Source organism: Roseinatronobacter domitianus, assembly GCF_023336755.1.
GTDB lineage: Bacteria > Pseudomonadota > Alphaproteobacteria > Rhodobacterales > Rhodobacteraceae > Roseinatronobacter > Roseinatronobacter domitianus.
Genome location: NZ_JALZWP010000001.1, coordinates 122516 through 136665, shown reverse-complemented (window position 1 = coordinate 136665; position 14150 = coordinate 122516). Strand labels below are relative to the sequence as shown.

Annotated in this window: 18 protein-coding genes and 1 other RNA gene; 12 read left to right on the top strand and 7 right to left on the bottom strand. The window is 59.2% G+C overall.

Annotation, left to right across the window (positions count from 1 at the left end; all coding sequences use genetic code 11):
- Positions 1-106: 106 nt before the first annotated feature.
- The gene (locus tag M3N55_RS00685; protein ID WP_249055426.1) at positions 107-706 is read left to right on the top strand and encodes an invasion associated locus B family protein; all 600 of its coding nucleotides are present in this window, start codon (positions 107-109) and stop codon (positions 704-706) included.
- A gap of 19 nt (positions 707-725) precedes the next feature.
- Here the strand turns inward: M3N55_RS00685 and M3N55_RS00680 are convergent, their stop codons facing one another.
- A complete protein-coding gene (locus M3N55_RS00680; RefSeq protein WP_249055889.1) occupies positions 726-1166 on the bottom strand; it encodes an MmcB family DNA repair protein in 441 nt (146 codons plus the stop codon).
- An 88-nt stretch (positions 1167-1254) separates the two neighbouring features.
- Here M3N55_RS00680 and ssrS point away from each other — a divergent pair.
- Positions 1255-1409: non-coding RNA, 6S RNA (ssrS, locus tag M3N55_RS16830), on the top strand.
- 4 nt (positions 1410-1413) lie between these two features.
- Here the strand turns inward: ssrS and M3N55_RS00675 are convergent.
- The gene (locus M3N55_RS00675) at positions 1414-1728 is read right to left on the bottom strand and encodes a hypothetical protein (RefSeq protein ID WP_249055425.1); all 315 of its coding nucleotides are present in this window, start codon (positions 1726-1728) and stop codon (positions 1414-1416) included.
- 161 nt (positions 1729-1889) lie between these two features.
- Here M3N55_RS00675 and M3N55_RS00670 point away from each other — a divergent pair, with 161 nt between their 5' ends.
- On the top strand, positions 1890-3131 hold the full coding sequence (locus M3N55_RS00670; protein WP_249055423.1) for a glycerophosphodiester phosphodiesterase family protein: 1242 nt from the start codon (positions 1890-1892) through the stop codon (positions 3129-3131).
- A 23-nt stretch (positions 3132-3154) separates the two neighbouring features.
- On the opposite strand, the gene M3N55_RS00665 is transcribed toward M3N55_RS00670, so the two are convergent.
- The 4 genes from M3N55_RS00665 to trhA form a co-directional block, all read right to left on the bottom strand.
- Positions 3155-4159: a molybdopterin-binding protein gene (locus tag M3N55_RS00665; protein ID WP_249055420.1), complete on the bottom strand. Its 1005-nt coding sequence runs from the start codon at positions 4157-4159 to the stop codon at positions 3155-3157.
- The gene (locus M3N55_RS00660) at positions 4156-5145 is read right to left on the bottom strand and encodes an XdhC family protein (protein WP_249055419.1); all 990 of its coding nucleotides are present in this window, start codon (positions 5143-5145) and stop codon (positions 4156-4158) included. Before M3N55_RS00660 ends, M3N55_RS00665 begins: the two co-directional genes overlap by 4 nt.
- Positions 5146-5207: 62 nt before the next feature.
- The gene (locus tag M3N55_RS00655; RefSeq protein WP_249055416.1) at positions 5208-5408 is read right to left on the bottom strand and encodes a hypothetical protein; all 201 of its coding nucleotides are present in this window, start codon (positions 5406-5408) and stop codon (positions 5208-5210) included.
- Positions 5409-5477: 69 nt separating this feature from the next.
- Positions 5478-6158, bottom strand: coding sequence for a PAQR family membrane homeostasis protein TrhA (trhA, locus tag M3N55_RS00650; RefSeq protein ID WP_249055414.1), 681 nt, complete (start codon positions 6156-6158; stop codon positions 5478-5480).
- A 137-nt stretch (positions 6159-6295) separates the two neighbouring features.
- On the opposite strand from trhA, the gene M3N55_RS00645 reads away from it, so the two are divergent.
- The 7 genes from M3N55_RS00645 (at position 6296) to M3N55_RS00615 (ending at position 11095) form a co-directional block, all read left to right on the top strand.
- Positions 6296-6907 carry a ribonuclease D gene (locus tag M3N55_RS00645; RefSeq protein ID WP_249055411.1) on the top strand — a complete coding sequence of 204 codons (612 nt, stop codon included), beginning with the start codon at positions 6296-6298 and terminating at the stop codon, positions 6905-6907.
- Positions 6907-7518: a hypothetical protein gene (locus M3N55_RS00640; protein ID WP_249055409.1), complete on the top strand. Its 612-nt coding sequence runs from the start codon at positions 6907-6909 to the stop codon at positions 7516-7518. Before M3N55_RS00645 ends, M3N55_RS00640 begins: the two co-directional genes overlap by 1 nt.
- A 14-nt stretch (positions 7519-7532) precedes the next feature.
- Positions 7533-8027, top strand: coding sequence for an LptA/OstA family protein (locus M3N55_RS00635; protein ID WP_249055407.1), 495 nt, complete (start codon positions 7533-7535; stop codon positions 8025-8027).
- A 6-nt stretch (positions 8028-8033) separates the two neighbouring features.
- Positions 8034-8795 (top strand): LPS export ABC transporter ATP-binding protein, encoded by a 762-nt coding sequence (lptB, locus tag M3N55_RS00630; protein ID WP_249055404.1) that lies wholly within the window; start codon positions 8034-8036, stop codon positions 8793-8795.
- A 174-nt stretch (positions 8796-8969) separates the two neighbouring features.
- Positions 8970-9539 (top strand): ribosome hibernation-promoting factor, HPF/YfiA family, encoded by a 570-nt coding sequence (hpf, locus tag M3N55_RS00625; RefSeq protein ID WP_249055401.1) that lies wholly within the window; start codon positions 8970-8972, stop codon positions 9537-9539.
- An 81-nt stretch (positions 9540-9620) separates the two neighbouring features.
- A complete protein-coding gene (locus M3N55_RS00620; RefSeq protein WP_249055400.1) occupies positions 9621-10085 on the top strand; it encodes a PTS sugar transporter subunit IIA in 465 nt (154 codons plus the stop codon).
- A gap of 65 nt (positions 10086-10150) precedes the next feature.
- Positions 10151-11095 carry a hypothetical protein gene (locus M3N55_RS00615; protein WP_249055398.1) on the top strand — a complete coding sequence of 315 codons (945 nt, stop codon included), beginning with the start codon at positions 10151-10153 and terminating at the stop codon, positions 11093-11095.
- 143 nt (positions 11096-11238) lie between these two features.
- On the opposite strand, the gene M3N55_RS00610 is transcribed toward M3N55_RS00615, so the two are convergent.
- Positions 11239-11454 (bottom strand): hypothetical protein, encoded by a 216-nt coding sequence (locus tag M3N55_RS00610; protein WP_249055919.1) that lies wholly within the window; start codon positions 11452-11454, stop codon positions 11239-11241.
- A gap of 52 nt (positions 11455-11506) precedes the next feature.
- Here M3N55_RS00610 and M3N55_RS00605 point away from each other — a divergent pair, with 52 nt between their 5' ends.
- Both M3N55_RS00605 and M3N55_RS00600 read left to right on the top strand, forming a co-directional pair.
- Positions 11507-13231 (top strand): AMP-binding protein, encoded by a 1725-nt coding sequence (locus tag M3N55_RS00605; RefSeq protein WP_249055396.1) that lies wholly within the window; start codon positions 11507-11509, stop codon positions 13229-13231.
- A 28-nt stretch (positions 13232-13259) separates the two neighbouring features.
- Entirely contained in the window at positions 13260-14141 is an 882-nt protein-coding gene (locus tag M3N55_RS00600; protein WP_249055394.1) for a bile acid:sodium symporter family protein, read from the top strand.
- Positions 14142-14150 lie beyond the last annotated feature (9 nt).

Here is a 14150-nt window from a genome sequence, read left to right as displayed (position 1 = left end):
CAAGCAACCGCCGCATCACGATCGAGCATCCGGAACGCACGGTTTTTTTGCCTGACATGAGCCCTGCCCCATGCTATCCCGCCTGCAAATTCGCTGGAATTCGAGGATGACCATGAACAACAAGTCTGCTGGTGCCCTGGGGTCCGCCGCCATGGCGATCACATTGATGCTGGGCCTGCCCGTCATGGCGCAGGATACCGCACAAACGCCGGGGCTAGAGCTGTCAACGGGAGAGGTAATCGGCGCGGCCGGTGGCGAGGAAAGCTACACCGGTGCGACCCATGGCGATTGGGAGCTGGTCTGCATGCGCGCCGAAGAGGGCGAAGACCCCTGCCAGATGTATCAGCTTCTGCGGGATGCCGATGGCAATGCCACCGCTGAAATTACCATGTTCCCGCTTCCACCGGGGCAGGAAGCCGTGGCCGGTGCCACCATCCTGACACCGCTGGAGACACTTTTGACCGCGCAGCTTGTCATGCAGGTCGATCAGGGTGCGGCAAAGCGGTATCCATTCACCTTCTGCACGGCCATTGGCTGTATCGCGCGCGTCGGCTTCACGGCCGCAGAGGTAGACGCGTTCCGCGGCGGGGCCAGGGCCACATGGCAGCTTGTGCCCGTAGCGGCACCTGACCAGACCGTGGATCTGAACATGTCGCTGATCGGCTTTACCGCCGCATTCAACGAACTTTCCGAAGCCCTGCAATAAACCGCAACATGCAGTGGCGCTACGGGTGCCCCTGCGGATCGGTCAACCGGTGCAGGCGTCGTCCCGCCGCCTGCGCCACCCCCAGCGTCACTGATTTGCGACGCGCCGCAGGCAGCCGTGTTTCCGGTCCGGTTTGCAGCAATTCGCCGCCATAGGCATCGGCAAGGAACAGGCCATGCCCGTTTGGCAACACCTCGCGCGGGAAATCCGGCCCGACCGCCCAGAAGAAACGGTCGCACCACGGCAAGTAGCCCTGCCATTTCTGATCTGCCCGAAAATCCGCAAGGCTGGATTTGCACTCTACAATCCAAACTTCGCCCTTTGGCCCCAAACCCAGCACATCTACGCGCAACCCGCGTGTGACCGGGTATTCGCAGATCGGGACAAAGCCCAGTCCATCAAGCGCGCGGCATACGCCACGCGCCAACAAAACCCCCGGTGCTGCGCCAAATTCCGCCATATCCGGCACGATGAACAAAACAAGAACTTTGGTCAAGGCCGGAATGGCGCTTGAATGCCGGGCAAACGCACATTACCTGTTGTGGTGGCAGGTTCTGCTCTTCTCGTGAGTGGCCCTTTTCCAGTGGCCTATACGCATGTCCGAGGGGGCTGGCTCTGACACGGTCCTGGCCGTGTTATCTGGCGCCCACCTGAACTTCAGGTTCTCGGAAACTCACGCCGCCACGGTCGCTGCGGGCCTGCCACGTTTACCGCCGCCCCTCTTGGGAAGAAATACGGATCGGCACCGGGTCAAAACTGCGGATGGGCGTGCCGCGATCATCATCATCGTCATCATCATCTTCGTAGCCCATGCGCATGATGCGTATGGCGAATTGCACACCGGCAAAGACAAGCCCGTTGAAGAAGAAGATCAGGAACAGGCCCAAAAGCCCGTCGCTGGAATTGAACACCAGATGGCCCAGATTGCCCACATTCATATAGAGCAGAATAGCGGTAAACACCGCTGACAGGCCGAACCCGATGGCGATTTGCTGGAGATAGACTTTCACTAGCTTAGGCATTGTCGCGCCTCCTTCGCTATTCCTTCAGATACGCCTTTCACCCATAAAAGCAAGGACCGCCACCCTTCCGCAGCGGTTTGCGGCAAGATGTCGCCCGCTCGTCACGTCGCTGTTACCGAACGCATCTATCCGAATGACATCCACAATACGGGAGTTTGGATATGACCCTGAAAACCACCCTTATCGTTGCTGGTCTGGCGGCCAGCACCGCAACCGGCGCGCTTGCGCAGGACATGGTCGGCGGCCTGACCTATGGCCCGCGCCCCTTCTACCTGATCGACCGCATGGAAGATGGCCCGCTAAAGGACAAGCTGGCCTCGTGCATGGCGCAAACCCCAGCCGCATCCAAATTTTCCATCGGCCACCGTGGCGCGCCCCTGCAATTCCCCGAGCACACGCGCGAATCGAATATTGCTGCCGCGCGGATGGGCGCGGGCATTCTGGAATGCGATGTAACTTTCACCGCCGATCTGGAACTGGTCTGTCGTCATGCGCAGAACGACCTGCACACAACCACCGATATTCTGGCAAGCGATCTGGCAGAGAGGTGCACAAGCACTTTCAGCCCCGCGAATGGTGACACCAACGCAAGCGCCGAATGCCGCACCAGCGATATCACGCTGGCCGAGTTCCGCACGCTGACGGGCAAGATGGATGCTGCCAACAATCGCGCCACCACGGTTGAGGGTTACATGGATGGCACCGCCAAGTGGCGCACCGATCTGTATTCGGTTCAGGATGGCCAGTTGATGACCCATGCCGAATCGATCGCGCTGTTCGACGCGCTGGGTGCGGATTTCACGCCAGAGCTGAAATCGGCGTCGGTCGAAATGCCGTTCAACGGGTTTTCACAAGCTGATTACGCGCAGAAGCTGGTCGATGAATATGTCGCCGCCGGGATCGACCCTGCCCGCGTCTGGTTGCAAAGCTTCAACCTGGATGACGTTAAGTATTGGGTCGAAAACACGCCCGAATTCGGCGCTCAGGCCGTCTATCTGGATGACCGCTATGAGGCATCGGACGATGACGAGGGGCTGATAGACCCCAACGACCCCGCCACATTCAAACCCACGATGCAGGAACTGGCCGATATGGGCGTGCAGTATATTGCCCCGCCCATGTGGATGCTTCTGACGCTGGACGACAGCGGCAACATGGTCGCCAGCGCATACGCCAAGGCCGCGCAAGAAGCTGATCTGGGGATCATCACCTGGACGCTGGAACGCTCCGGCCCGCTGACCGCTGGCGGCGGTTGGTATTTCCAGAGCGTGACAGCGGCGACCGACACCGATGGCGATTATTTCACAATCCTGCACGCGCTGCGCGAGGAAGCGGGCGTTGTGGGTGTGTTCAGCGACTGGCCTGCCACGACGACCTATTACGCGAATTGCATGGGCCTTTAAGGCCAATCATCGGGGCGTGCGGGTTACTGCGCGCCCCCCTCCCCCTGCCTGCGCGGGCGCGGCCGCGAGGGGATTTCAGCCAGCAAGCCACCGACGCCCATGGCCATGATATCGGCTGCCGTGACGGTCAGCCCGCAAATGATCCGCTCCATCACCCAATCGGCCCCGTTCAGTGCGGGGCTTTTGGCGCATCCGGGCAGGCCAATGACAGGGCGGCCATTCAGATCGCCCAGAAACAGCAGGTTGCCGGGGTCCACGGGCATACCGAAATGCGCCACCTGCCCCCCGGCCCGGCGCAAGGCTTCGGGCGCGGTGTCATGCATGTCGGATGTGGCAGAGCCGGTCAGGATCAGAACCAGCGGCGCATCGGTTGCGCGCAGGGCATCGGCCAGAGCATCGGTCTTGTGATCGACCAGGCGCGCGCGGTCCATCGCAACGCCCAGCCGCGCCAAACGGTCTTGCGTTACGCGCGCGCCCTTTTCACCGGGATCAGCCCCGCCAGCGCGGGTCAGGATCAGCGCCGCGCGGGCGATAACTGGGCGGCGCAGGCGCAACGCATCGGTCGCCGCCTGTGCCGCCTGTTGAACGGCCTTCCCCGCCACCGCATAGGGAATAATCTTGACCGTGGCGACCATTGTGCCGCGCTCGACACGCATCAGCGGCGGCAATGTGGCCAGCGTGATCGCCGGGTCCACGGCATTTACCGCATGAACTGCCGGCGCATCCAGCGCGACAAGCCCCGGCCCATCGGCCACAATGTTCACGCGCCCGGTGCCAACCGCGCGCAAACTTAGCCCAGCGTCTGCGGGCACAAGGGCGCGTGCCACGGCAAGCGCTGCGTCATCTTCCGGCATGTCGGCAGGGTCTGGCTGGGCCACGACCACCTCGGCCACTCCGGCGGCGCGCAGGCGCGCAATCTCCGAAGGTCCAAGCGTGCAGCCCTTGCGCAAACGCCCATCGGGCAGCGCCCGAGAATGCGCCAGCACCGCGCCGTGTGCCAAAGCCAAGGGAACCGGTCCGAACCTCACTTCGCGCCCCGCAGCGCTAGGGTGATCTGCGCCAAAGTGGACACGGCAATCTCTGACGGTGTGCGCGCGCCGATATTCAGGCCCACCGGCGCGTGAATACGGGCCACATCGCGGTCATCCAGCCTGGCATCGCGCAATCGCTCCAACCGCTTGGCATGCGTGCGGGTCGAGCCAAGGCAGCCCAAGTAGAACACCTCAGAGCGCAAGGCCGCGATAATCGCCGGGTCATCCAGCTTGCTGTCATGCGTCAGTGTCACGACCGCGGTGCGGGCATCAAGGCCGATCGCGTCCAAAGCCTCATCCGGCCAGTCGCGCGAGATCGTGACACCCGGAAAGCGCGCGTCGGATGCAAACGCATCGCGCGGGTCTACCACCACCGGGTCATAGCCTGCCAGCCGCGCCATCGGCACCAGCGCCTGCGCGATATGCACTGCGCCCACGATCACCAGACGCAAAGGCGGGTTGTGGATGGTTATCATCTGCCCGGCCTCGTCCGGGCCGGATCGGTCGGCGCGGAAGCGGTCGGTCAGCCCCGGCGCGTCCGGCCCAACAAGATGGCGGGTAAAACTGTCAAGATCGGTCAGTAACGCAACCGGGCGTCGCGCCGCGCGTGCTGTCACCAGATCGGCCAGCATGTCAGGGTGCAGTGCCGGGGCATCCGGCCCGATGGGTTCGACCAGAATGCGAATCGTGCCGCCGCAGGCCAACCCGACCTCGAAGGCGGTTTCATCGGCCACGCCATAGGTCAGCAGGCGGGGCTTTCCGTCTTGCAAAGCCTCCATCGCCTCAAAGACCACCGCGCCCTCAACACAGCCACCGGAGACGGAACCCATCATCGTGCCATCGTCGCGGATAGCCAGTTGCGCGCCGGGCTGGCGCGGCGCAGAGCCCCATGTCTGCACCACGGTCGCCAGCGCAACCCGCGCGCCGGATTGCACCCAATCCAGAGCAATTTCAGGGATGGTGTCGTGATCTGTTACTGTCATAGCCCCTCCGCTTTGGTGCAGATTGGCTGATTACGGCCCGCAGCGCCAGTTGGACAATGGCCTTAAAAGCGCGCCATTTTGCTGCGCTGCAAGATGCGTTCGGCTTTGCGCGCGGCAGAGCAGGCGACACGCCGGGATTCGCATTCGTCGGAACTGTCCTTGCAGATCTTCTCCAGCGCCTTGCAGGCCAAGGCTGCAACCACCGCATTATGGGCGAGCACAGGGTCTCCGTAAAGTGTCTCCAGGGTTGTATCGTCGAACATGGTTCGCCCTCTCTTCGAGAACCTGCCGCTGACCCTAACACGAGAATCACGCTTTGTGACTGATCTGAATCAAATTTCTGCCAACTCCCCCCAGCGCGCGACCAAAAGCGCAAGGACGGCGGCGTAGATCATCAGGCTGGCCAGCAAAACACAGACATGCCAGATGGCGTAGTGATAGCGCAGCCGTGTCGCCAGATAGAATATCACGCCCAAAGTATAGACCGCGCCCGCCGCAAGAATCAGCGCCAGACTGGACAGCGGCAAATTGCCCCAAAGCTGCGGCAGGATCGCGACGCCCGCCCAGCCCATGCCCAGATAAAGCGCAATTCCAAGCCCGCGAAACCGCACCGGGGAATAGAGTTTCAGCGCAACCCCCGCACAGGCCGTCAGCCATAGCAGAGCAACAAAACCACCCCCCTGACCGGGGATCAACGTCAGCGGTGTGTAGCTGCCTGCAATTTTCAGAAAAATCGCGCTGTGGTCCAACCGCTGATAAAGCCAAGACAGCCGTGCCTCGCGCAGCAGGTTGAACAATGCCGAGGCCCCGATCATCGCCGCCAAGGCCAGACCATAAATTGCGGTTGTCCAAAGAAGCTGCATCTCGCCGCCCTGCAACGCGACCATGACCGCGATGACCAGCAACAGGGGCACGCCAAAGCCTACCAGCACCAAGCCCGCGACATGAATACCAGCATCCAGCCGGGTTTCAGCAGGCGAATAGCTGTCGCGGTGGTCAAGTATCCAAGCCATGCGCGGTCCTTTCCTGTAATAGTCTAACCCTCAAACATGGCCTGACCATGACAAGCCGCTTGCGCACCCGGCTTGATTTTGCCCACAATTCGCCATAGCCCCGTAAAGCGAGCGCACGCAAAGGATACGCAGGGTCAATGACGATACATCTTTACAAGGACGATCTGCCCGACGGGCTGGACATGGGCGCGGTCGTGGCCATTGATTGCGAGGCGATGGGGCTGCATCCGCATCGCGACCGACTATGCGTGGTGCAATTGTCAGGCGGGGATGGCAACGCGCATCTGGTGCAGGTGTCATTGCCGATAAAACCGGCGCCGAACCTGTGCCGCTTGCTGGCCGATCCCGATGTGCTGAAACTGTTCCATTTCGGGCGCTTCGACATTGCGCTTATGGCGCATAGCTACGGCGTGACCTGCGCGCCGGTTTATTGCACCAAGATCGCCTCGAAACTGGTGCGCACCTATACCGACCGGCATGGGCTGAAATACCTGCTGTCGGAATTGCTGGGCGTGGACATCTCCAAGCAGCAGCAAAGCTCGGATTGGGGGGCTGTCACGCTGACGGATGCACAGCAAACCTATGCCGCCTCTGATGTGTTGCATCTGCACCGGCTGCGCGACGCGCTGGATGCGATGCTGGAACGCGAGGGCCGCCGCGATCTGGCGCAGGCCTGTTTCGACTTCCTGCCAACCCGCGCCACGCTCGATATTGCGGGCTGGCCCGACACCGACATCTTCGCGCATTGATGAACGCGGCCCTGCGCGAGACACTGACACGCGTGCTGCGGCTTGGCTTGCCGTTAAGTGCGCTGGTCTTGCTAATGACCGTGTTTCTTGTCTCGCGCTCGGTGGACCCCACCCGCGCGCCGGGTGTGGCGGGTCTGGACCCCGAACAAATGACGCGCGAACCCCGCATTGCCACCGCACGCTTTGCGAGCGTCACGGATGACGGCACCGCACTGACCATTTCCGCAGGATCCGTCCGCTCGCAATCCGCAGCCGTTGGCACCGGCCCGCTACAACTGAATTTCACCGACCCCGAAGGACTGCTGCGGTTTCCCGATGCCAGCAGCGCAAGTTTCGATGCCGCAACTGCCATTCTGGACGAGACCGCAGGCGTGCTGACCGCCCAAGGGCCGGTCATGCTGGAAAATTCCGACGGTTATGTGCTGGAGTTGGGCGCGCTGACAGCCATGCTTGACCAGACCCGGCTGACCGGCACAGGCGGCGTAGATGGTCTGGCCCCGGCAGGCACCATACGTGCCGACGCCTTGGAACTCACCCGCAGCGGTGGGCCACAGGGCGGATATAGGCTTGCCTTTACCGGCAATGTCAGGCTGTTATACACGCCAGAATGACCGGAGGAGCAGACTTGCGCAAATTCGCACATATCACCCTCGTGGCAGCCTGCCTCGCGACGACTGCCCCGGCGGCGTTCGCGCAAGGCACCAGCCTATCTTTCTCTGGGCTGAACGCCGTGCGCGGCCAGCCGGTCGAAGTGCGCTCGGACACGTTGACGGTCAACAACACCACAGGCCAGACGACGTTTTCAGGCAATGCCGTGCTGGGACAGGGCGACATGCGGCTCGCCGCGCAGACCATCACGGTGGTCTATACGCAGGGCGACACCACGCGGATTTCGCGGCTGGAAGCCTCTGGCGGTGTGACGCTTGTGACCGCCGTCGAAGCGGCCGAAGCCGCGAACGCGGCCTACGACATTGATGCGGGCACCGTGCAGATGAACGGATCGGTGATCCTGACACAAGGGCCAAATGTGCTGTCAGGCGACCGGCTTACGGTAAATCTGCGCAGCGGACAGGGCCGCCTTGAAGGCCGGGTGCGAACCATCATCCAAACCGACCGTTAATCGCCTATGACAACGCAAAACGGCCAAGACGCGCTGGACGTGTCGCAGCTTCAGAAAAGCTATGGCAAACGGATGATCCTGCGCGACATCTCGCTGCATGTCTCTCCGGGCGAGGTGGTGGCGCTGCTGGGACCAAATGGTTGTGGCAAGACCACCTGTTTTTATTGCATTGCCGGTATCGTGAAACACGAAGGCGGCACCGTCCACCTGAACGGAGAGAATGCCACCGGGCTGCCGCTATTTCGGCGTGCGCTGATGGGTCTTGGTTATTTGCCGCAGGAAATGAGCATCTTTCGCGGCCTGAGCGTGGCGCAGAACATCCTGTCGGTGCTCGAAATCCGCCTGAAAGACAAGGCGGAACGGCTGACCGCGCTGGACCAGTTGCTGGCCGAATTCTCTATCACGCATCTGCGCGACGCGCCCGCGCTGGCGCTGTCGGGCGGCGAACGTCGCCGGGTAGAGATTGCCCGCGCCCTTGCCGCCAATCCGCGCTACGTGCTGCTGGACGAACCTTTCGCCGGGGTGGACCCGATCGCAGTGGGCGAAATCCGAACGCTTGTGGCCGATCTGAAGACACGCGGGCTGGGCGTGCTGATTACCGATCACAATGTGCGCGAAACCCTCGCCATCGTAGACCGCGCTTATATTCTGCATGATGGCTGCGTGCTGCGTGCGGGCACCCCCGCCGAAGTGGTCGCCGATGAGGATGTGCGCCGGGTCTATCTTGGGCGCGATTTCCGGCTGGACAGCTTTGATACCTCTGATTGAGTTTTTCACCCTGCCCTCAGCGATCCGTTGACAAAGCCCCCCGATCTGTCGCCAAATACCTGAACTGATGCGACGCGCTTACGGCACCCCTCGCCGCACCGCGCGCCGCGACAGAGCAGTATGACCCAAGCGGGGCGGCCTCCGCGCACCCCGATAATCAGGAAGGAATGGCCCATGCGCTATCAGATCAGCGGCAAACAAATCGACATTGGTGATGCACTGCAAACCCATGTGAAGGCCGAGTTTGGCGAGCTGGTCGAAAAATATCAGCAGCGCCCGACAGAGGCCCTGGTGGTGTTTTCCCGCGATGCGCATAACATGGTTTGCGAAGCCACGCTGCACCTGACCACCGGGCTGACGGCACAGGCACGCGGGCAGGCACATGACATCTACGCCGCCTTCGAATCATGCCGTGAAAAGCTGGACAAGCAGTTGCGCCGCTACAAGCGCCGCTTGAAAGACCATCACCGCGACCGCACGACCCCGGTTGAGTTCGGCGGTGGATCATCGTACGTGCTGGCCTCAAGCGATGACGAGTCGGCGGAAGAACCCGACACGTTGCAACCAATGATTATTGCCGAGATGGAGACCAAGATCCCCTCCTTCTCTGCCGGGGAAGCCGTGATGCAGATGGAACTTGCCCATGCGCCCGTGCTGGTGTTTCGCAACGAACGCCATGGCGGCCTGAACGTGGTGTATCGCCGCGAGGATGGCAATGTCGGCTGGATCGACCCACAGCAATAACACCCCACCCTGAATGACCCGCCGCGCCATGGGCCTTGCGCCCCGGCGCGGCATTTCATTATACCCGATCGGAGACAGCCTATGCAGATGTCAGAGCTTCTGGATGCAGATGCCCTACGTGTCATCGGATCGGCGACCAGCAAGAAACGCCTGTTCCAGACATTGGGCGATATGGCGCAATCGGTTTACGGCCTGTCTGGCAGCGCCGTGGTCGAAGCCTTGCAGGAACGCGAGAGCCTTGGGCCAACCGGTGTGGGCCACGGCGTGGCCCTGCCGCATGCCCGACTGGACGGGGTGGACCGGGTGCTGGGTGTGTTCCTGAAACTGGACCGCCCGCTCGATTACGGGTCGGTCGACAAAAGCCCGGTCGATCTGGTCTTCGCGCTGTTTGCCCCGCGCGATGCCGGGGTGAACCACCTGAAAGCACTGGCATTTGTGTCGCGCACCCTGCGCAACCCCGCGATCTGCGAGAAATTGCGCGCTAATGACGAGCCTGCGAAATTCATCGAGATCTTGTCAAGCGAAGCCGCGACGAAGGCGGCGTGACAAGCGGTCAGCACCGCATTCAAAAACGCAAAGGTCGCTGTAGTAATCGATAAGGATTACCTTTCTTGACAATTATTTTTGACTACATAGACCACGATACAGTTATTTCTGTAAGTGATAGGAGAGTAACATCACAATATAGAGTCCACAGCGAACTATTTAACAAGTCAATTTTTTGCACGACGCGATCTGGATTCTTACATATTTCATTCACTGGACTTGCTGAAATCAAAGGCATTCAAACCGACTTTTGGCTTGCGTCAAAGATTTTGCGTAGGCGCTTGGATCCAAGAGTTGTGCTATCAACCCAGAGACAAGAACAAATCTCGCTGTTACAATCACCAAATCAAGTGCGGAACGCGATTGTGAGAGCAATCATGCATGAAGCATCAAAAAACAGAATTTTAAGAGAACATGGCGTCGAGATTATTACCTCTGGACTTACACTTTTCCGGGGGTCTCTAAAACCAGATTTTCTGATCATTAAGACCAACAAGCAAGGTGAATTCGTGTTTAATAAGAGGCTAAGGCCAAAGCGGGCGCCTCCAAATGGGTATGTTCTTAACGCATCAGGCGGATGGGATATAAAATATCCAGAATTATGGAAGAAAGCTTGCTGTCAAATACGGGAAATTCGCGAGGCAGGTTTGAGTTCGCTAAGAATTGTAGATGTTCTAGTTGCCACTCTACAGGCTTTTTCAGAGAAAACTCCAACAATCGGCGGCAATGCAGTTGCGACAATCACCAGAATATCTGAGAGGAAAACACAAGTAACTTATTCAGAAAAATATTCTACCAAAAAAGTGGATCCAATAGCAAGAATTTTAGGCGCCGCAACTCCCGCTTTCACACCACTTTTTATTTCTCCAACGTCAGTGAAAGGGCCGATAGCTGTAACAGGAGCACCATTGAGAACTTTGCTTTGGAGAGTAGCCGGCGAGGAGCATTGGGCTGAAATAGCCCCACCGCCTGGCGGAAACTATTTTTGGATGGGTTCATATAAGAGATAATGGTGAGCGAGCTTAAAAGCTTAAAATGGGAACCAAAAAATACAATATCTGAGTTTTCTTAATCGTAGCTGGCAGGGTCTTTAGCAAAAAAGGCCGCAGCATCCGCTGCGGCCTCTCTCTTTCCCGAACCGATCCGCGAAGGATCAGTCGCGGTCCTTGAGCGCGGCGCCCAGGATGTCGCCCAGGCTTGCGCCTGCGTCCGACGATCCGAACTGTTCCACGGCTTCTTTCTCCTCCGCGATCTCGCGCGCCTTGATCGACAGATCAAGGCGGCGGGCTGGGTGCTGAAATTCGGGCCTGCCAGTCTTTCTGCCATCGCAAATTTGCCGTCGATTCAGAGTCGCATCACAAAAGATCATATGTATAGTCCTATCGAGCCTTGAGGGCGGCTCGATGATCTTGGGAGGGATTATGAGCCATTCAGACCGTCCGTGGACCGCGTATTACGGCCCGTCCATGCGCTCCAGGATAGAGGCCGCACAGTTCCGCACCATAGGCGACATGGTCCGCGCAGTATCGCACCTGTATAGTGATAAAACAGCGTTTACGGCCTGCTTGCCCAACGGCATAAACGGCTCCCTTACCTTCAAGCAAGTCGACGAGATGTCCGACGGCCTTGCAGTCTATCTGCGTGAAGCCGTTGGCCTCACGCAAGGCGACCGCGTTGCCATACAGATGCCCAACGGTCTGTCTTTTCCAGTGGCAGCCTTTGCAGTCCTGAAAGCGGGCTGCGTCATCGTGAACGTCAACCCGCTTTATACGGCCGAGGAAATGGCGCATCAGTTTGCGGATTCCCAACCACAAGCCCTGATTGTCGTGGACATTTTTGCCGACAAGCTGACCCAAGCCCTCAAGGGGCATCAGATCCCCAATATTATCGTCACTCAAGTGGCAGAGTTTTTCCCCGCCATTCCACGCGGCATTGTGCGGCTTGTGCAAAAACACTGGGACCGCACGCTGGCCCCGATCACCTTGCCGCATATCCGGCTGCCCGAGGCGATCGAGGCGGGACGTCAGATAAGCCAGCGCAAGAGCATTACCGTTGAAGGATATAGCAGCGTTCTGTCGCCCGATGACATCGCCTGCCTGCAATATACCGGTGGCACCACGGGCGTCGCGAAGGGTGCAATGCTGTCCCATGGCAACCTGATGATAAACATGGAACAAACCATGGAGATGATTAGTGATGGCGTTGAAAAAGGTCGAGAGGTCGCGCTGACGGCCCTGCCGATGTATCATATCTTTGCGTTCACCGTGAATCTGCTGGGGTTCTATTACCTTGGCGCACGCAACGTCCTGATCCCCAATCCCCGGCCATTATCCAACCTCAAACGCGCATTCGAAAATTATCCGATCACGTGGATGAGCGGTGTGAATACGCTGTTCAACGGGCTCAGCAATGAAACCTGGTTTCTGGACACCCCCCCAAAACACCTCAAATTTGCCTCTGCCGGCGGTATGGCGCTGCAAAGTTCTGTGGCAGAGTGTTGGAAAGAGGTCACTGGAAAGCCTGTGTTGGAAGGGTATGGGCTGACGGAAACCTCGCCTGTGATCACCTTTAACCCACTTGGCAAAACCCGCCCGAATTCCATCGGTATCCCTGTGCCGTCGACCGAATTGTCATGTCTGGATCAGGACGGCAAAGAGGTGCCGCGCGGCGAGGCCGGAGAGCTGGCCGCGCGTGGGCCGCAGATCATGAAGGGGTATTGGAACAAACCCGAGGAAACGGCCAAGACCATGCGCGGTGACTGGCTGCTGACGGGCGACATCGGGGTAATGGACGGGGACGGTTATTTTTCCATTGTGGATCGTAAGAAAGACATGGTGCTGGTATCCGGCTTTAACGTCTACCCCAATGAGATTGAAGACTGCCTTGCGCGCCACCCCGGTATCCTTGAGGCGGCGGTGATCGGCGTGCCCGATGGCACATCGGGCGAGGCAGTGAAGGCCTTTGTCGTGCTGCGCGATCAGACGCTGACCGGGGCGGACATTCGTGCCTTCTGCAAGGAACATCTTGCCGCGTACAAAGTCCCGAAGACGGTCGAATTGCGTGCCGATCTGCCGAAATCGAATGTCGGTAAGATCCTGCGCAAAGATTTGCGCGCCGAAGAAACCGCCTTGCGCGATGCGTCCTAAGGTCACTGATTACAGGTAGATTTTCAAAATGGTCGGACCACTCGAACAGGCAATCCTCGCGCTCATGATCTTTGTGATCATGCTGGGCATGGGCGCGTCCCTTACACCGCGCGATTTCATGCTGGCTCTTAAACGCCCTTACGGGCTGATTATTGGCGTGGTGTCGCAATACGGGTTTATGCCATTGATCGGATTTCTACTGGCGCTGTTGCTGCCCGTATCGGACCCGATCAAAATCGGCATCCTGATAATGTCCTGTATGCCCGGCGGCACAACGTCCAATATTTTTACCTATTTTTCAAAGGGTAATCTGGCGCTTTCGGTATTGATGACTGTGACATCGACCGTCGCAGGCGTGGTGATGATCCCTATCGTTTTGATCCTTTATGCAGGCGCATTGGACGTGGATATCCCGCGCGAGAACATCATCATTACGTTGATTCTGCTGCTGGTGCCTGTGGGTATCGGCATGGTCCTGCGCAAATTCAATGCCAACATTGGCGCAGTCATCGAGTTTATGGGGTCCATGTTGGGTGTCTTCTTCATCGTGTTCTTGGTGGTGTCCTGGATTCCACGCAACTTCAGCTTTTTGCTGGAAACCAACTGGGCGACATATGTGGCCACCATCGCGATCGGCGCCATCGGGATTGCGGTTGGCTATCTGTTCGCAAAGGTTCTGAAACTGCACCCTCGCAATGCGCGCACCGTGGGCCTAGAGACGGGGATCCAGAACGGTCCATTGGCCATCGCCATCATCGCCTTCACCTTTTCGGGCGCCGAGCAGCAGGCGATCAACGCCGTGCCCGTCCTTTATTCACTGTTCATTGTGATCATCGCGACGCTCACCACCCTCTATTTTCGGCGCGCCAATACGGCAGCGGAACAGAAGATGCCTGACGGGTTGCTGTAGGCACGCAGA